The organism is Pseudomonas baltica, assembly GCF_014235765.1.
GTDB classification, from domain to species: domain Bacteria; phylum Pseudomonadota; class Gammaproteobacteria; order Pseudomonadales; family Pseudomonadaceae; genus Aquipseudomonas; species Aquipseudomonas baltica.
In genome coordinates this window covers 1,950,904-1,977,880 of the sequence record NZ_JACMYH010000001.1, presented here as the reverse complement: position 1 = coordinate 1,977,880, position 26,977 = coordinate 1,950,904, and the positions used below count along the sequence as shown (strand labels likewise).

At 62.9% G+C, this 26,977-nt stretch carries 26 protein-coding genes; 18 read left to right on the top strand and 8 right to left on the bottom strand.

Translation table 11 applies throughout. The features are described 5' to 3' along the window. The first annotated feature begins 22 nt into the window (after nt 1–22). From H7993_RS08865 to H7993_RS08780, 18 genes are all read left to right on the top strand, one after another. On the top strand, nt 23–1,237 hold the full coding sequence (locus H7993_RS08865; RefSeq protein WP_122479553.1) for an IscS subfamily cysteine desulfurase: 1,215 nt from the start codon (nt 23–25) through the stop codon (nt 1,235–1,237). Nucleotides 1,238–1,290: 53 nt separating this feature from the next. Next, nucleotides 1,291–1,677 carry a Fe-S cluster assembly scaffold IscU gene (iscU, locus tag H7993_RS08860; RefSeq protein ID WP_043186545.1) on the top strand — a complete coding sequence of 129 codons (387 nt, stop codon included), beginning with the start codon at nt 1,291–1,293 and terminating at the stop codon, nt 1,675–1,677. Nucleotides 1,678–1,767: 90 nt separating this feature from the next. After that, the gene (iscA, locus tag H7993_RS08855; protein WP_122479552.1) at nt 1,768–2,091 is read left to right on the top strand and encodes an iron-sulfur cluster assembly protein IscA; all 324 of its coding nucleotides are present in this window, start codon (nt 1,768–1,770) and stop codon (nt 2,089–2,091) included. Between the two features lie 8 nt (nt 2,092–2,099). Then, on the top strand, nt 2,100–2,621 hold the full coding sequence (hscB, locus tag H7993_RS08850) for a co-chaperone HscB (protein ID WP_122796030.1): 522 nt from the start codon (nt 2,100–2,102) through the stop codon (nt 2,619–2,621). Between the two features lie 46 nt (nt 2,622–2,667). Next, nucleotides 2,668–4,530 (top strand): Fe-S protein assembly chaperone HscA, encoded by a 1,863-nt coding sequence (gene hscA / locus H7993_RS08845; RefSeq protein WP_185794076.1) that lies wholly within the window; start codon nt 2,668–2,670, stop codon nt 4,528–4,530. A 3-nt stretch (nt 4,531–4,533) separates the two neighbouring features. Further along, nucleotides 4,534–4,875 (top strand): ISC system 2Fe-2S type ferredoxin, encoded by a 342-nt coding sequence (gene fdx / locus H7993_RS08840; RefSeq protein WP_122479549.1) that lies wholly within the window; start codon nt 4,534–4,536, stop codon nt 4,873–4,875. Nucleotides 4,876–4,888: 13 nt separating this feature from the next. Next, nucleotides 4,889–5,089: a Fe-S cluster assembly protein IscX gene (iscX, locus tag H7993_RS08835; RefSeq protein ID WP_185794075.1), complete on the top strand. Its 201-nt coding sequence runs from the start codon at nt 4,889–4,891 to the stop codon at nt 5,087–5,089. Nucleotides 5,090–5,177: 88 nt separating this feature from the next. Further along, nucleotides 5,178–5,603, top strand: coding sequence for a nucleoside-diphosphate kinase (gene ndk / locus H7993_RS08830; protein WP_043186559.1), 426 nt, complete (start codon nt 5,178–5,180; stop codon nt 5,601–5,603). A 28-nt stretch (nt 5,604–5,631) separates the two neighbouring features. After that, complete coding sequence (gene rlmN / locus H7993_RS08825) at nt 5,632–6,780, top strand: dual-specificity RNA methyltransferase RlmN (protein ID WP_122479547.1); 1,149 nt, start codon at nt 5,632–5,634, stop codon at nt 6,778–6,780. A gap of 14 nt (nt 6,781–6,794) precedes the next feature. Continuing rightward, on the top strand, nt 6,795–7,550 hold the full coding sequence (gene pilW, locus H7993_RS08820; RefSeq protein WP_043186565.1) for a type IV pilus biogenesis/stability protein PilW: 756 nt from the start codon (nt 6,795–6,797) through the stop codon (nt 7,548–7,550). Next, nucleotides 7,547–8,530 (top strand): RodZ domain-containing protein, encoded by a 984-nt coding sequence (locus H7993_RS08815; RefSeq protein ID WP_185794074.1) that lies wholly within the window; start codon nt 7,547–7,549, stop codon nt 8,528–8,530. Before pilW ends, H7993_RS08815 begins: the two co-directional genes overlap by 4 nt. A gap of 1 nt (nt 8,531) precedes the next feature. Continuing rightward, nucleotides 8,532–9,641, top strand: a complete 1,110-nt coding sequence (gene ispG, locus H7993_RS08810; protein ID WP_122713484.1) for a flavodoxin-dependent (E)-4-hydroxy-3-methylbut-2-enyl-diphosphate synthase — start codon at nt 8,532–8,534, stop codon at nt 9,639–9,641. Nucleotides 9,642–9,663: 22 nt separating this feature from the next. Continuing rightward, nucleotides 9,664–10,953 carry a histidine--tRNA ligase gene (gene hisS, locus H7993_RS08805; RefSeq protein ID WP_122479544.1) on the top strand — a complete coding sequence of 430 codons (1,290 nt, stop codon included), beginning with the start codon at nt 9,664–9,666 and terminating at the stop codon, nt 10,951–10,953. A 42-nt stretch (nt 10,954–10,995) separates the two neighbouring features. After that, nucleotides 10,996–11,637, top strand: coding sequence for a tetratricopeptide repeat protein (locus H7993_RS08800; RefSeq protein ID WP_122479543.1), 642 nt, complete (start codon nt 10,996–10,998; stop codon nt 11,635–11,637). Further along, complete coding sequence (gene bamB / locus H7993_RS08795; RefSeq protein ID WP_206682972.1) at nt 11,630–12,784, top strand: outer membrane protein assembly factor BamB; 1,155 nt, start codon at nt 11,630–11,632, stop codon at nt 12,782–12,784. Before H7993_RS08800 ends, bamB begins: the two co-directional genes overlap by 8 nt. 120 nt (nt 12,785–12,904) lie before the next feature. Further along, a complete protein-coding gene (gene der / locus H7993_RS08790) occupies nt 12,905–14,368 on the top strand; it encodes a ribosome biogenesis GTPase Der (RefSeq protein WP_122479541.1) in 1,464 nt (487 codons plus the stop codon). A gap of 550 nt (nt 14,369–14,918) precedes the next feature. Then, nucleotides 14,919–16,067, top strand: coding sequence for a pyridoxal phosphate-dependent aminotransferase (locus tag H7993_RS08785; RefSeq protein WP_185794072.1), 1,149 nt, complete (start codon nt 14,919–14,921; stop codon nt 16,065–16,067). Then, a complete protein-coding gene (locus H7993_RS08780; RefSeq protein WP_185794071.1) occupies nt 16,064–16,864 on the top strand; it encodes an amidohydrolase in 801 nt (266 codons plus the stop codon). The genes H7993_RS08785 and H7993_RS08780 overlap by 4 nt, the downstream gene beginning before the upstream one ends. 206 nt (nt 16,865–17,070) lie before the next feature. Here the strand turns inward: H7993_RS08780 and leuA are convergent, their stop codons facing one another. The 8 genes from leuA to H7993_RS08740 all read right to left on the bottom strand — a co-directional run bounded on the left by leuA (nt 17,071) and on the right by H7993_RS08740 (nt 26,974). After that, entirely contained in the window at nt 17,071–18,741 is a 1,671-nt protein-coding gene (gene leuA, locus H7993_RS08775) for a 2-isopropylmalate synthase (protein ID WP_185794070.1), read from the bottom strand. Nucleotides 18,742–19,124: 383 nt separating this feature from the next. Further along, the gene (locus H7993_RS08770; RefSeq protein ID WP_185794069.1) at nt 19,125–19,946 is read right to left on the bottom strand and encodes a M23 family metallopeptidase; all 822 of its coding nucleotides are present in this window, start codon (nt 19,944–19,946) and stop codon (nt 19,125–19,127) included. Between the two features lie 3 nt (nt 19,947–19,949). Beyond that, nucleotides 19,950–21,329, bottom strand: coding sequence for an exodeoxyribonuclease VII large subunit (gene xseA, locus H7993_RS08765; RefSeq protein WP_185794068.1), 1,380 nt, complete (start codon nt 21,327–21,329; stop codon nt 19,950–19,952). A gap of 93 nt (nt 21,330–21,422) precedes the next feature. Continuing rightward, entirely contained in the window at nt 21,423–22,391 is a 969-nt protein-coding gene (locus H7993_RS08760; RefSeq protein WP_122479535.1) for a peptide ABC transporter ATP-binding protein, read from the bottom strand. Further along, nucleotides 22,391–23,359: an ABC transporter ATP-binding protein gene (locus tag H7993_RS08755; protein ID WP_185794067.1), complete on the bottom strand. Its 969-nt coding sequence runs from the start codon at nt 23,357–23,359 to the stop codon at nt 22,391–22,393. Before H7993_RS08755 ends, H7993_RS08760 begins: the two co-directional genes overlap by 1 nt. Nucleotides 23,360–23,369: 10 nt before the next feature. Beyond that, nucleotides 23,370–24,281, bottom strand: coding sequence for an ABC transporter permease subunit (locus tag H7993_RS08750; RefSeq protein WP_049861914.1), 912 nt, complete (start codon nt 24,279–24,281; stop codon nt 23,370–23,372). 10 nt (nt 24,282–24,291) lie between these two features. Continuing rightward, nucleotides 24,292–25,302 (bottom strand): ABC transporter permease subunit, encoded by a 1,011-nt coding sequence (locus H7993_RS08745; RefSeq protein WP_122479533.1) that lies wholly within the window; start codon nt 25,300–25,302, stop codon nt 24,292–24,294. A gap of 76 nt (nt 25,303–25,378) precedes the next feature. Continuing rightward, nucleotides 25,379–26,974 (bottom strand): ABC transporter substrate-binding protein, encoded by a 1,596-nt coding sequence (locus H7993_RS08740; protein ID WP_122479532.1) that lies wholly within the window; start codon nt 26,972–26,974, stop codon nt 25,379–25,381. Nucleotides 26,975–26,977: the final 3 nt, after the last annotated feature.

Genomic DNA, 26,977 nt, shown 5'->3' with positions numbered 1-26,977 from the left:
AGCCGCCTGATAGGAGATACCAATGAAGTTGCCGATTTACCTCGATTACTCCGCGACCACGCCAGTGGATCCACGCGTTGCACAGAAGATGATCGAATGCCTGCAGATGGACGGGAACTTCGGTAACCCGGCTTCCCGTTCGCACGTGTTCGGCTGGAAGGCAGAAGAAGCCGTCGAAAACGCCCGTCGCCAAGTGGCCGACCTGGTCGGTGCCGACCCGCGCGAAATCGTCTGGACCAGCGGTGCCACCGAGTCCGACAACCTCGCGATCAAAGGTGTGGCGCACTTCTACCAGACCAAGGGCAAGCACATCATCACCACCAAGATCGAGCACAAGGCGGTGCTGGACACCACCCGCCAGCTCGAGCGTGAAGGCTTCGACGTCACCTACCTCGAGCCCGGCACCGATGGCCTGGTCACCCCGGCCATGATCGAAGCGGTGATGCGCGACGACACCATCCTGGTTTCGGTCATCCACGTGAACAACGAAATCGGCGTCATCAACGACATCGCGGCCATCGGCGAACTGACCCGTTCGCGCGGCGTGCTGTTCCATGTCGATGCTGCGCAGTCTACCGGCAAGGTCGACATCGACCTGGCCGCGCTCAAGGTCGACCTGATGTCGTTCTCGGCACACAAGACCTACGGCCCCAAGGGTATCGGCGCGCTGTACGTCAGCCGCAAGCCGCGCGTTCGTCTGGAAGCTGCCATGCACGGCGGTGGTCACGAGCGCGGCATGCGTTCGGGCACCCTGGCCACGCACCAGATCGTCGGCATGGGCGAAGCCTTCCGTATCGCCAAGGAAACCATGGCGGACGAGAACGCACGCATCAAGGCCCTCAGCGACCGGTTCTACCAGCAGGTCGAAAACCTGGAAGAGCTGTACGTCAACGGCAGTCTGACTGCCCGCGTACCGCACAACCTGAACCTGTCCTTCAACTATGTCGAAGGCGAGTCGCTGATCATGGCCCTCAAGGACCTGGCAGTGTCTTCCGGTTCCGCGTGCACCTCGGCCTCGCTCGAGCCCTCGTACGTGCTGCGCGCCCTGGGCCGTAACGACGAGCTGGCACACAGCTCCATTCGTTTCACCTTCGGTCGCTTCACCACCGAGGAAGAAGTCGATTACGCCGCGCAGAAAGTCTGCGAGGCTGTCACCAAGCTGCGCGCGTTGTCGCCGCTGTGGGACATGTACAAAGACGGTGTCGATATCTCGAAGATCGAGTGGGCGGCGCACTAAGTAGCTGCCGGCAAGAGCGGCTTACCTGATGAGTTTCAGTAAGGATCAATATCATGGCTTACAGTGAAAAGGTCATCGACCACTACGAAAACCCACGTAACGTGGGCAAGATGGACGCCGAAGATGCCGATGTCGGCACTGGCATGGTCGGCGCTCCGGCGTGCGGCGATGTGATGCGTCTGCAGATCCGCGTCAACGAGCAGGGCATCATCGAAGATGCCAAGTTCAAGACGTACGGCTGCGGTTCGGCCATCGCTTCCAGCTCCCTCGCCACCGAGTGGATGAAGGGCAAGACCCTGGACGAAGCCGAAACCATCAAGAACACCCAGCTGGCCGAAGAACTGGCGTTGCCGCCGGTGAAGATCCACTGCTCGGTGCTCGCCGAGGACGCCATCAAGGCGGCCGTACGCGACTACAAGCAGAAGAAAGGTCTGCTCTGAGTCAGAGCGAAGCTGGACACAGTCGCAGGTTCGATACAGCGCGGTGCGGGTGACCGCTCGCGCGCAACCGTTTGCAGGTAAGGAGTCACGATGGCCATCAGCATGACAGAAGCCGCCGCCAACCACGTTCGCCGCTCCCTGGCAGGGCGTGGCAAGGGTGACGGCATTCGTTTGGGCGTACGCACCACCGGTTGCTCGGGGTTGGCCTACGTGCTGGAGTTCGTCGATGAAGCCGGCAGCGAAGACAAGGTCTTCGAGAACCATGGCGTCAAGGTGATCATCGATCCCAAGAGCCTGGTCTACCTGGACGGTACCGAGCTCGATTTCGTCAAGGAAGGGTTGAACGAAGGCTTCAAGTTCAACAACCCCAACGTACGCGGCGAATGTGGCTGCGGCGAAAGCTTCAATATCTGAGGCTGACCGTGGGTACTCCTTGTCATTTCGCCCTGTTCGACCTCAAGCCCGGCTTTCGCCTGGATCTCGACCAGCTGGCTACCCGCTACCGCGAGTTGGCCCGTGAAGTCCACCCCGATCGCTTTGCCGACGCTTCCGAGCGCGAGCAGCGCCAGGCGCTGGAAAAGTCCGCGGGTTTGAACGATGCCTACCAGACCCTGAAGGCTGCGCCCAAGCGTGCGCGTTACCTGCTGTCCATCGGCGGGCGGGAAGTACCGCAGGAAGTCACGGTCCATGACCCGGACTTTCTTCTGCAGCAGATGCAGTGGCGCGAAGAGCTCGAAGACCTGCAGGACAGCGCCGACTTGCCCGGTGTGGCCGCCTTCAAGCGGCGGGTCAAGGCCGCGCAGGCTGAACTCGAAGACAGCTTCGCTGCCTGTTGGGATGACGCGGCGCAACGCGAACAGGCCGAACGCCTGATGCGGCGCATGCAGTTTCTCGACAAGCTTTCTTATGAAGTGCGCCAGCTTGAAGAGCGCCTCGACGATTAACCCAGTGTCGCTACGGCCACACGCCTGAATTCCTGACCTGATAAGCATGGCCCTACTGCAGATCGCCGAACCTGGCCAGAGTCCTCAACCACACCAGCGTCGTCTGGCCGTGGGGATCGACCTGGGCACTACCAATTCGCTGGTCGCTGCGCTGCGCAGCGGTCTATCCGAACCCCTGGCAGACGCAGACGGGCAGGTCATCCTGCCGTCTGCCGTTCGCTATCACGCCGATCGTGTCGAGGTCGGAGCGGCTGCCAAGGCTGCCGCCGCCAGCGACCCTTTCAACACCGTACTCTCGGTCAAGCGCCTGATGGGCCGTGGCCTGGCCGACGTCAAGCAGCTGGGCGAGCAATTGCCCTACCGCTTCGTCGGTGGCGAGTCGCACATGCCGTTCATCCAGACCGTCCAAGGGCCGAAAAGCCCGGTGGAAGTGTCTGCCGATATTCTCAAGGCCCTGCGCCAGCGCGCCGAAGACGTCTTGGGCGGCGACCTGGTCGGGGCGGTGATCACCGTTCCCGCCTATTTCGATGACGCCCAGCGTCAAGCCACCAAGGACGCCGCGCGCCTGGCCGGGCTGAACGTGCTGCGCCTGCTCAACGAGCCGACGGCCGCTGCCGTCGCCTATGGCTTGGATCAGCACGCCGAAGGGCTGGTGGCGATCTACGACCTGGGCGGTGGCACTTTCGATATCTCCATCCTGCGCCTGACCGGCGGGGTCTTCGAAGTGCTGGCCACCGGCGGCGACAGCGCGCTGGGTGGCGACGATTTCGATCATGCCATCGCAGGCTGGATCGTCGAGCAGGCGGGCGTATCCGCCAACCTCGACCCCGGTGCCCAGCGTCAGCTGCTGCAGGCGGCGTGCGCTGCCAAGGAAGCCCTGAGCCAGTCGTACAGCGCCACCATCGAATACGGCACCTGGAGTGCGGAGCTCACTCGCGACGCCTTCCAGGCGCTGATCGAACCCATGATCGCGCGCAGCCTCAAGGCCTGCCGACGTGCCGTGCGTGACGCCAGCATCGAGATCGACGAGATCCTTGCCGTGGTCATGGTCGGTGGCTCTACCCGCGTGCCTCGGGTACGTGAAGCGGTAGGCGAGCTGTTCGGGCGCCAGCCGTTGACCGACATCGACCCCGATCAGGTGGTGGCCATCGGTGCGGCCATCCAGGCCGATACCTTGGCCGGCAACAAGCGCGACGGCGGCGAGCTGTTGCTGCTGGACGTCATCCCGCTGTCCCTGGGGTTGGAAACCATGGGCGGGCTGATGGAGAAGGTGATTCCGCGCAACACCACCATTCCCGTTGCGCGTGCCCAGGATTTCACCACCTACAAGGACGGCCAGTCGGCCTTGCTCGTGCACGTTCTGCAGGGTGAGCGCGAGCTGATCAGCGACTGCCGGTCGCTGGCCCGTTTCGAGCTGCGTGGCATCCCAGCCATGGTGGCCGGCGCGGCGAAGATCCGTGTGACCTTTCAGGTCGATGCCGATGGCCTGCTCAGTGTGTCCGCGCGCGAGCTGGGCTCTGGCGTGGAAGCGAGCATTCAGGTCAAGCCCTCCTATGGCCTGACCGACGGCGAGGTCGCCAGGATGCTCACCGATTCCTTCCAGTACGCCGGTGACGACAAGGTTGCTCGCCAGCTGCGCGAGCACCAGGTAGACGGCGAGCGTCTGCTCGAAGCGGTACAGGCCGCGCTGGACGCCGATGGCGAGCGTCTGCTCGACGACGAAGAGCGCATGGTGATCGGCCTGCAGATGGACGAGTTACGCGCGCGGGTCAAGGGCGACGACGGTCCGGCCATCGAACAGCAGACCAAGCTGCTGTCGCAGGTGACCGATGCTTTCGCTGCGCGTCGTATGAACAATGCCGTGAAAGACGCCCTGTCAGGGCGCAACCTGAATGAAATTGAGGAATAACTGATGCCGAAGGTGACTTTTCTGCCCCACGCCGAGCATTGCCCGGACGGCATGGTGGTCGAAGCTGAAACTGGCCGGTCGCTGCTCGACGTTGCCCACGATCATCACATCGAGATCGAGAGTGCCTGTGGCGGCGTGTGCGCCTGCACCACCTGCCATTGCGTGATCCGTGCCGGTTTCGACACGCTGGAAGAAGCCGACGAGCTGGAAGAGGATTTCCTCGATCGCGCCTGGGGCCTTGAGCCGACGTCGCGCCTGAGCTGCCAGGCCAAGGTCGGCACCCAGGACATCACCGTCGAGATTCCCAAGTACTCGCTCAATCACGCCGCCGAAGCGCCGCACTGACCGAGGAATCGTCATGAGCTATGGTTGGAATGATGTACAGCGGATCGCCGAGGAGCTGGAAGAACGGCGTCCGGAACTCGATCCGTATTCGATCGGCTTCACCCGCCTGCAGCAGATGATCAAGGCGCTGCCCGATTTCGACGACGCCTCCGGTCGCGTCGGCGAGAAGGTGCTCGAGGCGGTGCAGACCCTCTGGGCTGCCGAAAAGGACTGATCGATTTGCAGGTTAGGCAATACCCCGGAACCCGCGTATAATTCGCGGGTTTAATTTTTCGCTTCAATCACTGTTTCTGGAGTTTCACATGGCTGTTCAACGTACTTTCTCCATCATCAAGCCCGACGCTGTCGCCAAGAACGTCATCGGCGAGATCACCACTCGTTTCGAAAAAGCCGGCCTGCGCGTCGTTGCCTCGAAACTCAAGCAACTGTCCAAAGCCGAAGCCGAAGGCTTCTACGCCGAACACAGCGCTCGTGGCTTCTTCGGTGAGCTGGTTGCCTTCATGACTTCCGGCCCGGTCGTCGTCCAGGTTCTGGAAGGTGAAAACGCCATCGCTCTGAACCGCGAACTGATGGGTGCTACCAACCCTAAAGAAGCTGCTGCCGGTACCATCCGTGCCGACTTCGCCGAATCCATCGACGCCAACGCCGTCCACGGTTCGGACTCCGAAGCTGCTGCTGCCCGCGAAATCGCATACTTCTTCGCTACTACCGAAGTAACCACTCGCTAAGCCACGGCCAACGAGTGAAGGTGAACCCATGACTGATATGACTGGCAAGACGAACCTGTTGGGTCTGACTCAACCGGAAATGGAACAGTTCTTCGACTCGATCGGGGAGAAGCGCTTTCGTGCCGGTCAGGTCATGAAGTGGATTCACCATTTTGGCGTGGACGATTTCGATGCCATGACCAACGTCGGCAAGGCCCTGCGCGAAAAGCTCAAGGCCTGTGCCGAGATCCGCGGCCCCGAAGTGGTCAGCGAGGACATCTCCACCGACGGCACCCGCAAGTGGGTGGTGCGCGTGGCGTCCGGCAGCTGCGTCGAGACCGTGTACATCCCCCAGGGCAAGCGTGGCACCTTGTGTGTGTCGTCCCAGGCGGGCTGTGCGCTGGATTGCAGTTTCTGCTCCACCGGCAAACAAGGCTTCAACAGCAACCTCACCGCCGCCGAAGTCATTGGCCAGGTGTGGATTGCCAACAAATCCTTCGGCAGCGTCCCGGCGACCGTCGACCGTGCCATCACCAACGTGGTGATGATGGGCATGGGCGAGCCGCTGCTGAACTTCGACAACGTCATCGCGGCCATGCGCCTGATGATGGATGACCTGGGCTATGGCATCTCCAAACGCCGGGTCACCCTGTCGACCTCGGGTGTCGTGCCCATGATCGACGTGCTCGCCGATCACATCGACGTCTCCCTGGCCCTGTCGCTGCACGCGCCCAACGACGCGTTGCGCAACCAGTTGGTGCCGATCAACAAGAAGTACCCGCTCAAGATGCTGCTCGAGTCGTGCCAGCGCTACATGTCGCAGCTGGGCGAGAAGCGCGTGCTGACTATCGAGTACACCCTGCTCAAGGACGTCAACGACCAGCTCGAGCATGCCGTGGAAATGGTCGAGTTGCTCAAGAACGTGCCCTGCAAGGTCAACCTCATTCCGTTCAACCCGTTCCCGCATTCCGGCTACGAGCGCCCGAGCAACAATGCGATCCGTCGTTTCCAGGATCACCTGCATCAGGCTGGCTTCAACGTCACCGTACGCACCACCCGCGGCGAGGACATCGACGCGGCCTGTGGCCAGCTGGTGGGTCAGGTCATGGACCGCACGCGCCGCAGTGAACGCTACATCGCCGTACGCCAATTAGGCGCTGAGGCCGATATGCCGCAAACTGCCGCGAATCGGAACTGAACGAGAGGAACCCCATGACCCTGCGCGCTGCGCTGCTGATCGTATTCGCCTTGCTGACCGGCTGCGTCACCACGGGCAAGGTCAATCCGATGGACACCAGCAAGGGGCGGGACGAGGCACGTCAGGCCTATGTGCAACTGGGCCTGGGCTACCTGCAGGAAGGCAGTACCGAACGGGCGAAGATTCCCTTGAAGAAGGCCCTGGAGCTGAACAGCTCCGACGCCGACGCCAATGCCGCACTGGCCCTGGTGTTCCAGGCGGAGATGGAACCGGAGCTCGCCGAGCAGCATTTTCGCAAGGCTTTGAACGCTCGCAGCGATGCCCGTATCCTGAACAACTACGGCAGTTTCCTGTACGAGCAGAAACGCTACAAGGAAGCCTATGAACTGTTCGAGAAGGCCGCCGCCGATACGCTTTACCCGGAGCGTTCACGGGTCTTCGAGAACCTCGGCATGACCGCCGTGGCCCTTGGGCAGCGCGAGGTGGCACAGCAGAACCTGGAGAAGGCCCTGCGGCTCAACCGCCAGCAGCCCCGTGCTTTGCTGGAAATGGCCGAGATGTCATACCAGGACATGCATTATGTGCCGGCCAAGGAGTATTTCGACCGGTTCACCCAGTTGAGCGAGCACACCGCGCGCAGCCTGCTGCTTGGCACGCGTCTGGCGAAAGTCTACGAAGACAAGAACAAGGCCGCCAGTTATGGCCTGCAACTCAAACGGCTTTATCCCGGTACGCCGGAATATCAGCAATACCTGTCGGAGCAAAGATGAAAGCGGCGCATCCCGAAGTAGCAGCAGGCTCTCGTGTAAACCCCGGCGATACCTTGCGTCAGGCCCGCGAAAGCAAAGAGTGGTCGTTGCCTGAGGTGGCCGCCCGGCTCAATCTCACGCCCACCTCGCTGGCCAACCTGGAAGCGGGCGCGTTCGACAAGCTGCCCGGGCACACCTTTTCCCGTGGCTATATCCGCGCCTATGCCAAGTTGCTGGGCCTCGATCAGGCAGTACTGGTGCAGGCGTTCGACCAGTACACGGGCACCAATGCACATGGCAGCAACGTGCATGGCCTGGGTCGCATCGAAGAACCATCGCGCCTGGCTCACAACCTGCTGCGCATCGTCAGCCTGATGCTGGTACTGGCGCTGGTGGGTGGCGGTTTCCTCTGGTGGCAGGACAAGACCACCGCGCGGGGCACCGATCCGACCAACGTCGCGCTGGAGCACGTCGAAGTCGAAAGCGCCGATGGCACCACCCAGATCCATCCGCTCGACGAGCCTGAAGACCAGGCGGTCGTGGCGGCGCGCGAAGGCGAGCCGACGGCCTTGAGCCTGAACCAGGGCCAGGCCCCGGTCGACCCGGCCACCACCGGTACGCCTGCCGCCACGGTGGCGCAGCCGCCGGTTGCGGCGCAGACACCAGCGGCCGTTGTCGCGCCGAGCCCGAGCAGCGCCCTGACGAGCAGTGCTGCCGCCCCGGCTGCCGTCCCTGCGCCCATTGAGGCTCCAGTGGCCGGGCAAGGCCAGGTCGGGATCAACTTCGTCGCCGATTGCTGGACTCAGGTCAGTGATGCCACCGGCAAGGTCCTGTACAGCGGTCTCAAGCGTTCCGGCGAGAATCTACAGGTCGGCGGCAAGCCGCCGTTCGCCATACGCCTGGGCGTGGCCAATGCCGCCCAGGTGACTTACAACGGTCAAGCGGTGGATGTCGCGCCCTTTACCAAGGGCAATACTGCTCGCATGAAGCTGGGGCAATAACATGCACGGTGAATCTCCGATCAAGCGCCGCGAATCGCGCAAAATATGGGTTGGCTCGGTACCGGTGGGGGGCGATGCGCCCATTGCCGTGCAAAGCATGACCAACACCGATACCAATGACGTCGATGCCACCGTGGGGCAGATCCAGCGTCTGGTCGATGCCGGTGCCGACATCGTGCGCGTGTCCGTGCCCGACATGGACGCCGCCGAGGCGTTCGGTCGCATCAAGCAGCGCGTCAGCGTGCCGCTGGTGGCAGACATCCACTTCGACTACAAGATCGCCTTGCGTGTGGCCGAACTGGGCGTGGACTGCCTGCGCATCAACCCCGGCAACATCGGTCGCGAAGACCGTGTGCGCGCCGTGGTCGATGCCGCTCGCGACCGCGGCATCCCGATCCGTATCGGCGTCAACGCAGGCTCGCTGGAAAAGGATCTGCAGAAGAAGTACGGCGAGCCGACGCCCGAAGCGCTGGTCGAGTCGGCGCTGCGTCACGTCGAGCATCTGGTGCGCCTGGACTTCCACGATTTCAAGGTCAGCGTGAAGGCGTCCGACGTGTTCATGGCCGTCGATGCCTATCGCCTGCTCGCCAAGCAGATCATCCAGCCCTTGCACCTGGGCATCACCGAGGCCGGTGGCCTGCGCTCCGGCACGGTCAAGTCGGCGGTCGGTCTGGGCATGCTGCTGGCCGACGGTATCGGCGACACCATTCGCATTTCGCTGGCAGCCGATCCGGTGGAGGAGGTCAAGGTTGGTTACGACATCCTCAAGTCGTTGCGCCTGCGTTCGCGTGGCATCAACTTCATTGCCTGCCCCAGCTGTTCGCGACAGAACTTCGACGTGGTCAAGACCATGAACGAACTGGAAGGGCGTCTCGAAGACCTGCTGGTGCCGCTGGACGTCGCGGTCATCGGTTGCGTGGTCAACGGACCGGGCGAGGCCAAGGAGGCCCATGTCGGCCTGACTGGCGGTACGCCAAACCTGATCTACATCGACGGCAAGCCGTCACAGAAACTGACCAACGACAATCTGGTGGATGAGCTCGAAAGGCTGATCCGGCAGAAGGCAGCGGAAAAGGTCGAAGCCGACGCGGCGTTGATCATTCGCGGCTAACCGGGATTTCTAAGGATATTTTGTGAGCAAGACTCTGCAAGCCATTCGTGGCATGAACGACATCCTGCCCGAGCAGACGCCGCTGTGGCGCTACTTCGAAGGCACCGTGGCCGGTTTGCTGGACGGCTACGGCTACCGCCAGATCCGCATGCCCATCGTCGAGTTCACCGACCTGTTCAAGCGCTCCATCGGCGAAGTCACCGATATCGTCGAGAAAGAGATGTACACCTTCGAGGATCGCAACGGCGATTCCCTCACGCTGCGCCCCGAAGGCACTGCAGCCTGTGTTCGCGCAGTGCTCGAACATGGCTTGAGCGGCGGTGGCCAGGTGCAGAAGCTCTGGTACATGGGGCCGATGTTTCGTCATGAGCGGCCGCAGAAAGGGCGCTATCGCCAGTTTCACCAGATTGGCCTGGAGGTCTTCAACCTCGACGGCCCGGACATCGATGCCGAGCTGATCGTGCTGACCTGGCGGCTGTGGAAGCTGCTGGGGATCCGTGACGCGGTCACCCTGGAACTCAACAGCCTGGGCACCAGCGAAGCCCGCGGTCGCTATCGCGAGGCGCTGGTGGAGTTTCTCACCGCGCACCTGGACCAGATCGACGAAGACAGTCAGCGCCGTCTGAAAACCAACCCTCTGCGCGTGCTCGATACCAAGCACCCGGAAACCCAGGCGGTGCTGGTCAACGCACCGAAGCTGGCCGATTATCTCGACGACGAGTCGCGCGTGCATTTCGAAGGTCTGAAGGCGCGTCTGGACGCCGCCGGCATTCCCTACGTGATCAACCCCAAGCTGGTGCGTGGCCTGGACTACTACAGCAAGACCGTCTTCGAGTGGGTCACCGACAAGCTGGGCGCCCAGGGCACCGTGTGTGCCGGTGGCCGCTATGATGGCCTGGTCGAACAGATGGGCGGCAAGCCGACACCGGGCGTGGGCTTTGCCATGGGCATCGAGCGTCTGATCCTGCTGCTCGAAACCCTGGAGCAGGTGCCCGAGTCGATTTCCCGACAGGTCGATGTGTACCTGTGTGCATTTGGCGAGCAGGCCGAGCTGGCAGGTCTGACCCTGGCCGAGCGGCTGCGCGACGAAGTGCCTGGGCTGCGCTTGATGGTCAATGCCGGTGCCGGCAGCTTCAAGAGTCAGTTCAAGAAAGCCGACAAGAGCGGTGCGTTGCATGCCTTGATCCTGGGGGACGACGAACTGGCCCAACAAGTGGTAGGTTTCAAACCCCTGCGCGGCCAGGGCGAACAACAGAACATTGCCTGGTCGGCATTGGCCGATCATCTGGCGACCTGCGTTGTGCAGGGCTGAATCAAGCAAGCATCAAGCATTTGCGCGAATAGGAGCATTGGGGTGTCGAGTACCGAAGACGAACAAATGGGCGAACTCAAGGACTGGTGGCAGCGTAACGGCAAGCCCTTGGTGACCGGTGGCCTGCTGGCCCTGGTCATCGTGTTCGGCTGGCAAGCCTGGACCCGATACCAGAGCAACCAGTCGCAGAGCGCTTCCAACCTGTACCAGCAGTTGCTGGAAGCCAGCCTGACCCCGACCGGCAAGCCCGATACCGCCCAGGTGGCGGATCTGGCCGGCAAGCTCAAGAACGAGTTCGGCGGTACTGCCTACGCGCAGTACGCCAGCCTGTTCCTGGCCAAGGCTGCCGTCGATGCCGGCAAGCTCGATGACGCTGCAGCCGAGCTCAAGACGGTGGTCGACAAGCCTGCCGACACCACCTTGGGTGAGGTCGCGCGTCAGCGCCTGGCACAGGTCATGGCCGCGCAGAACAAGGCCGAAGACGCCTTGAAGCTGCTCGACGGCGACACCGACAAGGCCTTCCTGGCGGCCCGCGAAGAGCTCAAGGGCGACCTGCTGGTGCAGTTGGGCCGCAGCGACGACGCTTATGCCGCCTATCAAAAAGCCAAGGCTGCGCTGTCCGATGAAGCGGCGGTGGGTGGCCTTCAAATCAAGCTCGACGACCTGGCCAAAGGGGATGCGTGACGTGATCCGTTGGAAACATGCAGCATTGCTGGCCCTGGCCTTGATGGCCGTGGGTTGCAGCAGCAACAGCAAGAAGGAACTGCCACCGGCCGAGCTGACCGACTTCAAGGAAGAAGTGTCCTTGCAGAAGGTCTGGAGCCGCGGTATCGGCGATGGCCAGGGCAAGACCTACAACATGCTCGTGCCGGCCGTCGAGAACGACCGTATCTACGCCGCCGATGTAACCGGCGAAGTGGTCGCGATGAATCGCATGACCGGTGACGTGTTGTGGAAGAAGGATCTGGACCAGCCGGTTTCCGGTGCCGTCGGTGTGAGCTACGGCATGGTGACCCTGGGGACTCTGCGTGGTGATGTGATCGCGCTGGACGCCGACACCGGCGAACAGCGCTGGAAGGCGCGGGTGAACAGTGAAGTTCTGGCACCACCGGCCAACAATGGCAACGTCGTTGTAGTGCAGACCCAGGACGATCGCCTGATCGGCCTGGATGCCAGCACTGGCGACCAGCGCTGGCTGTACGACAGCACCCCGGCGGTGCTGACCCTGCGCGGTACGGGCGCGCCGCTGGTGACCAACCGGCTGGCGATTGCCGGGCTGTCGACCGGCAAGGTCGTGGCGTTGGACGTTTCCAACGGCGTGCCGGTCTGGGAAGCGCGGGTTGCCGTGCCCCAGGGCCGCTCCGAACTGGATCGGGTGGTCGATATCGACGGCGGCCTGCTGCTGTCCGGTGGCACGTTGTATGTGACCACCTATCAGGGCCGCATGGCCGGCCTGGACCTGGAAAGCGGGCGCGTGCTGTGGCAGCGTGATGCCTCCAGCTACGCAGGTGTCGCGCAGGGCTTCGGCAACGTCTACACCAGCCTGGCCTCGGGAACCGTGGAGGGCGTCGACGAGCGTTCCACCACCGCCCTGTGGAGCAACGACCAGCTGGCTCGTCGTCAGTTGTCGGCGCCCGAAGTGTTCTCCAGCTACATCGCAGTGGGCGACCTGGAAGGTTATGTCCATCTGTTGAGCCAGGTCGACGGTCGTTTCGTCAGCCGCACCCGGGTCGACAGCGATGGCGTGCGGGCTCGCCCGCTGGTCGTCGGCGACATGCTTTATATTTTCGGCAACAGTGGCAAGCTGGAAGCCCTGACCGTCAAGCAGTGATTGACTATGCTTGCTGACACCCGCGGGTGTCGGCAAGCCGCTTCCTTTGAAGCGCCTCGAACTCCGGCCGCTGCCTGCAGCGGCCTTTGTATTTTCTGAATCAACGCAGTGGAGAGCCGCATGGTTCCCGTAATCGCCCTGGTGGGCCGACCCAACGTCGGTAAATCCACCATGTTCAACCGCCTGACCAAGAGCCGTGACGCCATTGTCGGCGACCTGTCTGGTCTTACCCGTGATCGCCAATACGGTGAGGCGCGCTGGCAAGGGCGTTCCTACATTCTGGTCGACACCGGTGGTATTTCCGGTGACGAGCACGGCATGGACGAAAAGATGGCCGAGCAGTCGCTGCTGGCCATCGAAGAAGCCGATGTCGTGATGTTCCTGGTCGACGCGCGCGCCGGTTTCACCGCCGCCGACCAGATGATTGCCGAACACCTGCGCAAGCGTAACAAGCGCTCGCTGCTGGTGGCCAACAAGGTCGACAACGTCGACCCGGAAATGGCCAAGGCCGAATTTGCCCCGTTGGGCATGGGCGATGCCATCCCCGTGGCTGGTGCCCAGGGCCGTGGCCTCAACACGTTGCTCGAAGCTGCCCTGGGCGAGTTTCCGCGCGACGATGACGAAGTCGACCTCGAAGCCGATGTGGCCGAAGGCGAGGAAGCCGTGCGCATCCCGGGCCCGAGCGAGAAGGATGGCATCAAGATCGCCATCATCGGTCGGCCCAACGTTGGCAAGTCGACCCTGGTCAACCGCATGCTCGGTGAAGACCGGGTCATCGTCTATGACCAGCCGGGCACTACCCGCGACAGCATCTACATTCCCTTCGAGCGCAACGAAGAGAAGTACACGCTGATCGACACGGCCGGTGTGCGCAAGCGCGGCAAGATCCACGAGGAAGTCGAGAAGTTCTCGGTGGTCAAGACGCTGCAGGCGATCAAGGACGCCAACGTGGTGATCTTCGTCATGGACGCGCGGGAAGGTGTGGTCGACCACGACTTGAACCTGCTGGGCTTCGCCTTGGAAACCGGTCGTGCCATCGTCATCGCGCTGAACAAGTGGGATGGCATGCAGCCCAGCGAGCGCGACTATGTGAAGGTCGAGCTGGAGCGGCGGTTGTTCTTCGTCGACTTTGCCGACATCCACTTCATTTCGGCGCTGCACGGCACCGGCGTGGGTAACCTGTATGCATCGGTGCAAGCATCGTTCAAATCGGCGATCACGCGTTGGCCCACCAGCCGCCTGACGCAGATCCTCGAGGATGCGGTGCAAGAGCACCAGCCGCCGATGGTCAACAGCCGCCGCATCAAGTTGCGCTACGCGCACTTGGGTGGTGCCAACCCGCCGTTGATCGTGATCCACGGCAACCAGGTGGAGCGGGTACCCAAGTCGTATGTGCGCTATCTGGAAAACACCTATCGCCGGGTGCTCAAGCTGGTCGGTACGCCGATCCGTATCGAGTTCAAGGGTGGCGAGAACCCGTACGAGGGCAACAAGAACACCCTCACCGATCGCCAGGTCAACAAGAAGCGCCGCCTGATGTCGCACCACAAGAAGGCCGACAAGAAGCGCCGCGACAAGCGTTGATACACCGTGGTGACGCCGGACGCGGCTCGCGCCGCTGCTACAGGAAAATGTGCAACCCGTAGCAGCGGCGCAAGCCGCGTCGGCGGTGGATGCGGTCCATCAGACACACCATGACCCCCGTAGCAGCGGCGCAAGCCGCGTCGGCGGCTGATGCGGTCCGTCAGACACACCACGCCCCCCGTAGCAGCGGCGCAAGCCGCGTCGGCGATCAGACACACCACGCCCCCCGTAGCAGCGGCGCAAGCCGCGTCGGCGGTGGATGCGGTCCGTCAGACGCACCACGCCCCCGTAGCAGCGGCGCAAGCCGCGTCGGCGGTGGATGCGGTCCGTCAGACACACCACGCCCCCCGTAGCAGCGGCGCAAGCCGCGTCAGCGGTGGATGCGGTCCGTCAGACACACCACGCCCCCCGTAGCAGCGGCGCAAGCCGCGTCGGCGGTGGATGCGGTCCATCAGACACACCACTCCCCCCGTAGCAGCGGCGCAAGCCGCGTCGGCGGTGAATGCGGTCTGCCTGCTACACTGGAGGACGGTTTTCCAGGGAGCAGCTCATGATCAGCAGCAAGCTGCCGAATGTCGGCACCACCATCTTCACCACCATGTCGCAACTTGCCGCACAAACCGGCGCGTTGAACCTGTCCCAGGGTTTCCCGGATTTCGACGGTCCGCCTGCCTTGCTCGAGGCGGTCGGTCGACATGTGCTGGCAGGCCACAACCAATACTCGCCCATGACCGGCCTACCGGCCCTGCGCGAACAGGTGGCGACCAAGGTCGAGCGTCTGTACCGGCGCACTGTGAGCGCCGAAACCGAGATCACCATCACACCGGGCGCCACCCAGGCAATTTTCTGCGCGATCCAGGCGGTCATTCGCCACGGCGATGAAGTCATCGTGTTCGATCCCTGCTACGACAGCTACGAACCCTCGGTCGAGCTGGCTGGCGGCACCTGCGTGCACGTGCAGCTGGATGCCGAGAACTTCACGATCGACTGGCAGCGGTTGAGCGATGCCATTACCGCGCGCACACGCATGATCATCATCAACACGCCGCATAATCCCAGCGGTGCCTTGATCAGTGCCGCGGAACTGGACCAGTTGGCGGCACTGATCGCCGACCGCGACATCTACATACTCAGCGACGAGGTCTATGAGCATCTGGTGTTCGACGGCGTCGCTCACGCCAGCGTGCTCGCTCATGAACGCTTGTATGAGCGCGCGTTCGTGGTCAGCTCGTTCGGCAAGACCTACCACGTCACGGGCTGGAAAACCGGCTATGTGATCGCACCGCCGGCCCTGAGCCGGGAACTGCGCAAGGTGCACCAGTACGTCAGCTTCTGCGGGGTCACGCCGCTGCAGTACGCGTTGGCCGACTACATGGCCGCACACCCTGGACATGTGGATGAGCTGCCGGCGTTCTATCAAGGCAAGCGTGATCTGCTCTGCGACCTGCTGGCGGATTCCCGCTTCACGTTGACACCCACGCCCGGTACCTACTTCCAACTGGTCGACTATTCGGCGATCCGGCCCGACTTGAGCGACGTCGACATGGCGCTGTGGTTGACGCGCGAGCATGGGGTAGCGAGCATTCCGGTGTCGGTGTTCTATCGCACCCCGGTAGCGGATCAGCGCCTGATCCGGTTGTGTTTCGCCAAACGTGAGGAGACGCTGCGCGAGGCAGCGAGCACATTATGCCGAATATGAGTGAAGCGACTGTTGTCGAGCATGCCCCGGAACTCAAGCTCGCATTGGTGCAGACCCAGCTGGCCTGGCACGACCGCGAAGCCAATCTCGAGCACTTCGATGCCTTGCTCGAGCACGCGCGGGGTGCAGATCTGGTGGTCCTGCCGGAGATGTTCACCACAGGGTTCTCGATGGAGTCCGAAAGCCAGTGCGAGCCGGAGAATGGGGTGACTCACGGCTGGCTGTTGGCGTGGGCCGACAAGCTCGACGCGGTAGTGACCGGCAGCGTGATCGTCCAGGCTGCAGACGGCAGCTATCGCAACCGCCTGTTGTGGGCGTGCCCGGACGGCCAGATGCTGCATTACGACAAGCGCCATCTGTTTCGCATGGCTGCAGAGCACGAGCACTACAGTGCTGGGGAGCACCAGGCGGTGTTTTCCGTAAAGGGCTGGCGCGTGCGTCCGTTGATCTGCTACGACCTGCGTTTTCCAGTGTGGAGCCGCGATGCCCAAGGCACTGACCTGCTGCTGTACACCGCCAACTGGCCGGGCGCGCGACGCATGCACTGGAATCGCCTGCTGCCAGCCCGGGCAATCGAGAACCTGTGTTACGTAGCCGCAGTGAACCGCGTGGGCACCGATGGCAAGGGCTTTGCCTACACAGGCGACAGCCAGGTGTTGGACTTTCAGGGCGAGAATCTGCTGAGCGCTGGCGAGGCCGACGGGGTCTTCCACGCAAGCCTCAGTGCCGAAGCGTTGCGCGCCTACCGCGGCAGGTTCCCGGCCCACCTGGACGCTGACGAATACGAGTTGCGCTAGGAACGCTCATGCCTGACACGCCGCGGTGCGTTTTTCGCGGCCGATGATTCGATAGTTTGTAGGAGCGGTCTGTGGCCGCGAAGGGTTCATGGCGTTATGCCTGACACACTGCGGTGTGTTTTTCGTGGCCGATGACCGCTCCTACGGGGTAGCGCACGCATAAAAAAACCGGCCCTGAAGGGCCGGTTCTTGTGCGACTACCCATATCAGGCAGCTTTCGCTTCCTGCTGGCTCAGCGACCGGTTCAGCGCGCTGAACAAGGCCTTGAAGCTGGCCGTGGTGATGTTTTCGTCCACACCCACGCCATGCACGGGACGGCCACCGGCCACCCGCAGCTCGATGTAGGCTGCGGCCTTGGCGTTCGTGCCTGCGCCGATGGCGTGTTCGTTGTAGTCCATGATCTCGACGGCGATTGGCATGGAGGCGACCAGCGCTTCCAGCGCGCCGTTGCCCTTGCCACGCCAGTGTTGGGTTTCTCCGTCACTGTGCACCTCGACGTCCACGGCGCTGTTGCCGTTTTCTTCCTGCAACCGATGACTGATCAGCGCGTATGGCGTGTTGGCCTGCAGATACTCCTTACGCAACAGGGCGTAGATCTGCTGGGCGGTCATTTCGAGGCCCAGGCGGTCGGTTTCACCCTGTACCACCTGGCTGAACTCGATCTGCATGCGGCGCGGCAGGCTGATGCCGTATTCCTGTTCCAGCAGGTAGGTGATGCCACCCTTGCCCGACTGACTGTTCACGCGGATGACTGCTTCGTAGCTGCGACCGATGTCGGCCGGGTCGATCGGCAGGTATGGCACCTCCCACAACGTGCCTTCCTTCTGCTGGGTGAACCCCTTGCGGATGGCATCCTGGTGCGAGCCGGAGAACGCGGTGTGAACCAGATCGCCCACGTACGGATGACGAGGATGCACCGGCAATTGGTTGCACTCTTCGACCACCTTGCGGATGCCGTCGATGTCGGAAAAATCCAGCTCGGGATCGACGCCCTGGGTGTACAGGTTCAAGCCGAGGGTCACCAGGTCGACGTTACCGGTACGTTCGCCGTTGCCGAACAGGCAGCCTTCGACGCGATCCGCGCCGGCCATCAGACCCAGCTCGGTCGCAGCCACGCCGGTGCCACGGTCGTTGTGCGTGTGCAGGCTCAACAGCACGCTGTCGCGACGGCTGATATGGCGGCCGAACCATTCGATCTGGTCGGCATAGATGTTGGGCGTGGACACCTCCACGGTGGCCGGCAGGTTGAGGATGACCTTGTTCTGCGGGGTGGGATTCCACACCTCGATCACCGCATCGCAGACTTCCTTGGCGAACTCGAGCTCGGTGGCGCTGAAGGTTTCCGGCGAGTATTGGAAAGTCCACTGGGTTTCAGGCTGCTGGGCTGCGTATTTGACGAACAGCTTGGCGGCATTTACCGCGATGTCCTTGACGCCCTGCTTGTCCTGGTTGAACACGATCTTGCGGAAGGACGGCGACGTCGCGTTGTACAGGTGAACGATGGCCTTCTTGGCGCCCTTGAGCGATTCGAACGTGCGCGCAATGAGGTCTTCGCGGGCCTGGGTCAACACCTGAATGGTCGTGTCGTCCGGGATGTGGCCGTCTTCGATCAGGGTGCGCACGAAATCGAAATCGGTCTGCGAGGCGGAGGGGAAGGAGGCTTCGATTTCCTTCACGCCAACGGCGACCAGGGTTTTCCAGAAGCGCAGCTTCTTTGCCGCGTCCATGGGCTCGATCAGCGATTGATTGCCGTCTCGCAGGTCGGAGCTGCACCAGATAGGGGCCACCGTGATGGCCTTCGACGGCCAGGTGCGGTCGGGCAGGTCGATAGTCGGGAACGCACGGTACTTCTGCGACGGATCTTTGAGCATGGACATGGTGAAAATCCTTGGTGAGCAGCCTGGGGAAAGGGCCTGCCGGTCATTCGAATGGTGAAGAGGCGAGGCGACGCGTTTCAGCCAGGCAGTCGTGCACTGACCAGGCAGAGGCTGCGGTGTTGGCGGAGCTGGATGAGGGTGTGTGCAGTGTTCATGACCCCAACCCTAACCAGTGGGGTGAAAAATGGCAAGGGTATTGAGAAAAATGGTAGGAGAGTTGGGTATCTTGGAGCAGGCGAGATTTTATTGCTGAAGATTTGGAAAGGGGTGCCAGAGATTGCGTGGCTTTAAGGGGCGGCGCAATGCGCTGGGCCGGCGGTGCGGCCTTCGCGGGCAGAGCCCGCTCCCACAGGTCAAGCAGTGCTGGGAGGATTTCCGGTGGGTCAAGGCTGAAAGGCGTTGATGAAGATCGCCGGATCGACCCGCGCATCGTTGAGGCTGATATTCCAGTGCATGTGCGGTCCGGTCGCGCGGCCGGTGGAGCCGACCCGGCCGACCACTGCACCGCGTGCCAGGCTTTGCCCAACCTTCACGTCGATCTTGGACATGTGACAGAACATGCTGATGAAGCCCTGCCCATGGTCGACGAACACGGTGTTGCCATTGAAGAAGTAATCACCCACCAGAATCACCTTGCCATTGGCAGGGGTCTTGATCGGCGTGCCGGCCGGCACCGCGAAATCCAGGCCCGAGTGAGGATTGCGCTCCTCGCCGTTGAAGAAACGCCGCACGCCGAACTTGCTCGACAGCGGTCCGCTGACAGGCTTGTCCAGCAGCAGGTTGCTCGGCGTGCCAGCGCTGAAGCTGCGATAGGCGCGCAGCTGCTCGGCCAGTTCGCCGTCGATGCGTTTGATGTCGGCCGGGTTGGGGTTGACCTGCCGTGTATTCTTCAAAGTGATCCGCTGTTCCGGGTACTGTTTGCTGCCCACCTGAAAAGCGACGGTGCGCCCGGCCACGCTCAACTGCGCCGGGCCCGGCTTGACCGTCAATGGAATACCTACGATGGCGCGCCAGGTGCCTTGCTCGTTGACCACCAGCACCTGCCTGCCATCGTAGGTGGCCTTTGGTGCCTGGCTGGCGCTGCCCAGATCGACCACCGCCACGCCGCCGGGCACCGGTTTGTTCAACAGCCGGGTGATGTAGCTGTCCGCCTGGGCGAACGAAGACAGGCATATCAGCAGGGCGACAACGAGAAAACGCGGCATGGATCAGTCCAGTAGGGAAAGGGTAACGGGCGTGAGGTGATTGTCCTCGACGCGCACTGCAAGCTCGCCTTCGCCGAGCCTTGCGATCAGGCATTGACCGCGCTGGGTCTGTTCGGCGCTGCGGATGGCCTGGCCCCGCTCATCGAGCAGGATGCTGTAGCCGCGTCCGAGGGTCGCCAATGGGCTGACCACGTGCAGGGTCTGCACCTGGCTCTGCAGCAACAGACGACGCGCCTTGAGGGTGTCGCGCATGGCCCGCGGCAGACGCTCGGCCAGGCCATCCAGGCGCTGTTTGAGCAGCCGCAGGACTCGGTCCGGGTGCTGCCCGGCAAGCCGCGTCTGCAACTGTGCCAGGCGGTGCGCGCGCGCAGTCATCTGCCGTTCGAAGGCGCGGCGCATGCGCATGTCCAGGTCGTCCAGGCGCTGTGCCTGTTGGCGCAAACGTTCGCCGGGATGGCGCAGGCGGCGGGTCAGCCCTTCCACACGCAGGCGTTCGTGGGCCAGGCGATTGTGCATGCGCAACACCAGGCGCCGCTGCAGGCTGTCGAGTCGGCGCTGCAGGTCGCCGGCATCCGGGGCCAGCAGTTCGGCAGCTGCCGAAGGAGTAGGGGCACGTACGTCGGCCACGAAGTCGCTGATGGACACGTCGGTCTCGTGGCCTACGGCACTGACGATCGGCGTCACACAGGCATCGACGGCGCGCGCCACGGCTTCTTCGTTGAAGCACCAGAGGTCCTCCAGCGAACCGCCGCCACGGGCGAGGATGATCGCGTCGAACCCGCGCGCATCGGCCAGGCGCAGGGCGCGGACGATCTGAGCGGTGGCTTCGCGGCCCTGCACGGCGGTCGGGATCAGGGTCAACTGGATCTGCGGGGCGCGGCGACGGAACACGCTGATGATGTCGCGGATTACCGCGCCGGTCGGCGAGCTGACGATCCCGATGCGTTGCGGGTGAGCCGGCAGCGCGACCTTGCGTTCGCTGCTGAACAGGCCTTCGGCATCGAGCTTGACCTTGAGCGCATCGAACGCCATGCGCAGTGCGCCGTCGCCGGCAGGCTCCACGGTGTCGAGGATCAGCTGATAGTCACCACGGCCTTCGAACAGCGAGACCTTGCCACGCACCTTTACCGCTGCGCCGTCCTTGAGGACCTGGCGCACGCGTTGGGCGTTCTGCCTGAACAAGGCGCAGCGTACCTGCGCACCACTGTCCTTCAGGGTGAAATAGACGTGGCCGGACGCCGGACGCGCCAGGTTGGAGATTTCACCTTCGACCCAGATGTTGCTGAAGACGTCTTCGAGCAATACACGGGCGCGGCCATTGAGCTGGCTGACGGTGATGACCTCGCGATCGAGGTTGAGGCGGGCGAAGGGGTCTTTGATCATGTTCGGCATCATAGAGACATTCGTCTGCGGATGCACTGGGAGGAAGGGGAGGCAAAAGGCCTCTTCGACAGTGAGCGAAGAGGCCTTGAAGCGTTACAGGAACTGTTCGGCGTAATGACACGCCACTTGCCGCGTATCCACCGGCCGGAACGCCGGTATTTCCGTGCTGCAGCGTTCGGTGGCGTACGGGCAACGCTTGTGGAACGCACAGCCCGACGGTGGATTCAACGGGTTGGGCAATTCGCCGACGATCTTGATCTTGGGCTTGAGCGGATCGGGCTTGATGGTCGGCGTTGCCGACAGCAGCGCCTGGGTGTACGGGTGCAGAGGCCGGGTGTAGATGTCCTCCTTGGGCCCCATTTCCGCTGGCCGGCCCAGGTACATCACCAGCACCTGATCGGCCACGTGACGCACCACCGCCAGGTTGTGCGAGATGAACACATAGGCCGTGTTGAACTCCTGCTGCAGGTCCATGAACAGGTTCAGCACCTGCGCCTGGATCGACACGTCGAGTGCCGAGGTCGGCTCATCGGCGACCAGCACCTTTGGCTGCAGCATCATGGCACGAGCCAGGGCAATACGCTGGCGCTGACCACCGGAGAACATGTGCGGGTAGCGCTGGTAGTGCTCGGGCCGCAGGCCGACCTGTTGCATCATTGCCTGGACCTTCTCGCGTCGCTCGGCCTTGCTCAGCGAGGTGTTGATGAGCAATGGCTCACCGAGCTGATCGCCGATCTTCTGCCGCGGATTGAGCGAGGCATAGGGGCTCTGGAAGACCATCTGCACGTCTTTGCGCAATTGCTTGCGCTCGGCCTTGCTGGCGCCGGCGACTTCCTGGCCGGCGATCTGCAGCGACCCGGACGAAGGCTCTTCGATCAAGGTCAGCGCGCGAGCCAGGGTCGACTTGCCGCAGCCCGATTCACCGACCACGGCAAGGGTCTTGCCGGCTTCGAGCTCGAAGGACACGCCATTGAGGGCGCGCACCACGGCATCAGGCTTGAACAGCCCGGCCGAGACGTTGTAGTGGCGAGTAAGGTCGCGGGCGGTCAGTACGACGCTCATTACGCCACCTCCTGATTGAGTGGATAGAGACAGCGCGCCAGGCTCTGGGCTTTCTGATCCAGGGCAGGGCGTTCGGTACGGCAGTTTTCACGCACGTAGGGGCAGCGTGGCGAAAGCAGGCAGCCCTGCGGACGGTCGTAGCGGCCCGGGACGATGCCGGGCAGGGTGGCCAGGCGTTCGGCGCCCTCGCTGTGCTCGGGGATGGCCATCAGCAGCGCTTCGCTGTAGGGGTGCGCAGGGATATCGAACAGTTGCGGCACGTGGCCCACCTCCACCGCCTGGCCGGCGTACATCACGCACACGCGCTGGGCGGTTTCGGCCACCACGGCCAGGTCATGGGTGATCAGGATCAAGCCCATGTTCTGCTCTTGCTGCAGGTTGAGCAGCAACTCCATGATCTGCGCCTGAATGGTCACGTCCAGGGCGGTGGTGGGTTCGTCGGCGATCAGCAGCTTGGGTTCGCCGGCAATCGCCATGGCGATTGCCACGCGCTGGCTCATGCCACCGGACAGTTGATGGGGGTAGGCATCCAGACGGCTTTCCGCCGCAGGAATCTCCACCTTCTTGAGCAGTTCCAGGGCCCGCTGGCGCGCGGCCTTGCCGGACATGCCCAGATGCTGGCGCAAGACCTCCTCGATCTGGAAGCCCACGGTGTAGCTTGGGTTCAGGGCGGTCATCGGATCCTGGAAAATCATCGCCAGGTCCTTGCCGACCACCTTGCGCCGTTGCCGTGCGTTGAGCTTGAGCATGTCGTGGCCGTCGAACAGCAGCGAGTCGGCCGTGACGATGCCGGGCGCGTCGATCAGGCCCATCAGGGCCATCATGGTCACCGACTTGCCCGAACCCGACTCGCCGACGATGGCGAGCACTTCGCCCTTGTCCACGCTGAGGTCCAGCCCGTCGACGACCGGCACAGCCTTGGCGTCGCCAAAGCGCACGTTCAGATTATTGATATTCAAAAGTGACATGGTCGGCTCCTCAGGCGGCGTTCTTGAGTTTGGGGTCCAGCGCATCGCGCAGCCCGTCGCCCATCAGGTTGATTGCCAGCACGCTGAGCAGAATGGTCAGACCCGGCAGGCTCACCACCCACCAGGCGCGTTCGATGTAGTCCCGCGCCGAGGCCAGCATGGTGCCCCATTCCGGCGTCGGCGGCTGCACGCCCAGGCCCAGGAAGCCCAGCGCAGCGGCGTCGAGAATCGCCGAGGAGAAACTCAAGGTGGCCTGCACGATCAGCGGCGCCATGCAGTTGGGCAGCACGGTAATGAACATCAGGCGTGGCAGCGTTGCCCCGGCCAGCCGCGCGGCAGTGACGTAGTCGCGGTTCAGTTCACCCATCACCGCAGCGCGGGTCAGGCGCACGTAGGAAGGCAGCGACACCACGGCAATGGCGATCACGGTGTTGATCAGGCCAGGGCCGAGAATGGCGACGATGGCCACTGCCAGCAGCAGCGACGGCAGCGCCAGCATGACGTCCATCAGGCGCATGATCGACGGCCCGAGGATGCGTGGGAAAAAGCCGGCCAGCAGACCCATGAGGATGCCCGGGATCAGTGACATCACCACCGACGACAGGCCGATCAGCAGCGACAGCCGCGAACCCTGGATCAGGCGCGAAAGCAGGTCGCGGCCCAGTTCGTCGGTGCCCAGAATGAACTGCCACTGGCCGCCTTCCAGCCATACCGGCGGGGTCAGGAGAAAGTCGCGGTACTGCTCGCTGGGGTTGTGCGGTGCCACCCAGGGCGCGAACAGCGCGCAGAAGACGATGATCAGCATGAACACCAGGCCGGCCACGGCGCCCTTGTTCTTGGCAAAAGCCTGCCAGAATTCTTTGTACGGGGAGGGATAGAGCAGGCTCTGATCCACCGCTACCGTTTCGATTTTCGTAGTCATGGATAGGGTCTCAGCGCTGATGACGGATGCGTGGGTTGGCCAGGCCGTAGAGTATATCCACGACGAAGTTGACCAGGATCACCAGGCAGGCGATCAACAGGATGCCGTTCTGCACGACAGGGTAGTCACGGGCGCCGATGGCCTCGATCAGCCACTTGCCGATGCCCGGCCAGGAAAAGATGGTTTCGGTCAGTACCGCACCGGCCAGCAGCGTGCCGACCTGCAGGCCGAACACCGTGAGCACCGGAATCAGCGCATTGCGCAGGCCGTGCACGAATACTACGCGGGCCGGCGACAGGCCCTTGGCGCGCGCCGTGCGCACGTAATCCTCGCGCAGGACTTCGAGCATCGAGGAACGGGTCATGCGCGCGATCACCGCAAGCGGGATGGTGCCCAGTACGATGGCTGGCAGAATCAGGTGATGCAGGGCATCCCACCAGGCGCCTTCGTCTTCGCTGAACAGCGTGTCGATGAGCATGAAGCCGGTTTTCGGCTCGATGTCGTACAACAGGTCGATGCGCCCGGAGACCGGCGTCCAGCCCAGGGTCACCGAGAAGAACATGATCAGGATCAGGCCCCACCAGAAAATCGGCATGGAATAGCCGGCCAGGGAGATGCCCATGACCCCGTGATCGAACAGGGAGCCTCGCTTGAGTGCGGCGATTACCCCGGCGAGCAGGCCCAGAATGCCGGCGAAGATCAGCGCGGCAATGGACAGCTCCAGGGTGGCCGGAAACAGTGCGGTGAACTCGGTCCACACGCTTTCACGGGTCCGCAGCGACTCGCCCAGGTTGCCCTGGGCAAGGTTGCCGATGTAGTCCAGGTACTGGGCATACAGGGGCTTGTTCAGACCCAGGCGTTCCATCGCCTGTGCGTGCATTTCGGGGTCGACCCGACGCTCGCCCATCATCACTTCGACAGGGTCACCGGGAATCAGGCGTATCAACGCGAAGGTCAATAGCGTGATGCCGAAGAAAGTGGGGATCAGCAATCCCACACGTCGGGCAATAAAACTAAACATCGTGCGTAGTACCTCATCAGCCGGTTAGGCATGCCCCGCGTCCGCCCGGATGGGCGCCGAAGCGGGGCGTCTTTTTCTACTTCACCTGGGTGGTGGCGAAGTTATTATTGGTCATCGGGCTTATGTGGAAGCCTTCGACGTTCTTGCGCATGGCCGAGAACAGGCGTGGATACGCCAGGCTCAACCAGGGTTGCTCTTTGAGAAAAATGACCTGTGCCTGTTCGTAGAACGCCGCGCGCGCTGCCGGTTCAGTGGCTTCGCGGGCCTTGTTCACCAATGCATCGAACTCCGGGTTGCACCAGCGAGCGGCGTTTTCGCCGTTCTTCGCCGCTTCACACGTCAGGTTCGGGCTGAGAAAGTTGTCCGGATCGCCGTTGTCGCCGGCCCAACCGTAGAAAGCCAGGTCATGTTCGCCCAGTTTCAGGCGCTTGATCAACTCGCCCCACTCCAGCACGCGAATATCCAGCTTGATGCCTACCTTGGCCAGGTCCGCCTGGAGCAGCTGCGCCGCCAGGCTGGAATTGGGGTTGGTCGGGCTGCTGCCATTGCGCGCAAAGATGGTGAACGACGTACCTTCCGGAACGCCGGCTTCCTTGAGCAGCGCCCGGGCCTTGGCCGGATCGTAGGGCAAGTCCTTCAGGGAATGATTGTAGCCCAGCAGGGTGGTCGGGTAGGGGCCCACGCCCGGCGTTGCGTTGCCTTCGCCGAACAGCGTACGCACGAAGGTCTGCTTGTCGAAGGCCATCTGGATGGCCTGGCGCACGCGCACGTCGCTCAGGTACTTGTGGGTGGTGTTGATGGCCACGTAGCTGGTCATCAGGGCGTCCATTTCCGCGATCTTGAGCTGCGGGTCGGCCTTGATGCCGGGCACGTCGTCCGGCTTGGGGTACACCGCGACCTGGCATTCGTTGGCGCGCAGCTTCTGCGCCCGCACGTTGTTGTCCACGGTGATGGCGAAGATCAGCGGGTCGGCCGGTGGCTTGCCGTTGTAATAGTCGGGGTTGGCCTTGTAGCGAACCTGTGCGTCCTTGCTGTAGCGCACGAACACGAAGGGGCCGGTGCCGATCGGCTTGCTGTTCAGCTCGGCGGTCTTGCCGGCCTTGAGCAACTGGTCGGCATATTCGGCGGAGTAGATCGAGGTGAAGCCCATTGCCATGTCGCGCAGGAAGGGCGCCTCTGGGCGCTTGAGCACGAAACGCACGGTCAGCTCATCAAGCTTGTCGATGCTCTGGATCAACTCACCCATGCCCATCGATTCGAAGTAGGGATAGCCCATGGTCGACTTGTCATGCCAGGGGTGGTTGGCATCGAACTGGCGCATGAAGCTCCACAGCACGTCGTCGGCAGTGAGGTTGCGGGTCGGCTTGAAGTAGTCCGTGGTATGGAACTTCACGCCCTCGCGCAGGTGGAAAGTGTAGGTCTTGCCGTCTTCGCTGATGTCCCAGCTTCGTGCCAGGCCGGGCTGGATATCGGTGCTGCCCGGCGTGAAGTCGACGAGGCGGTTGAACACCGTTTCGGCTGAGGCGTCGGCCGTCACCGCACCGGTGTACTGAACGATATCGAAACCTTCGGGACTGGCTTCGGTGCAGACCACCAGCGGTTTGGCACTGGCGCCCAGGCTCATGCCGAGCAGGGCGGCGGCTACGGCAGCCTTGAGTGATAGCGTTTTCATCGT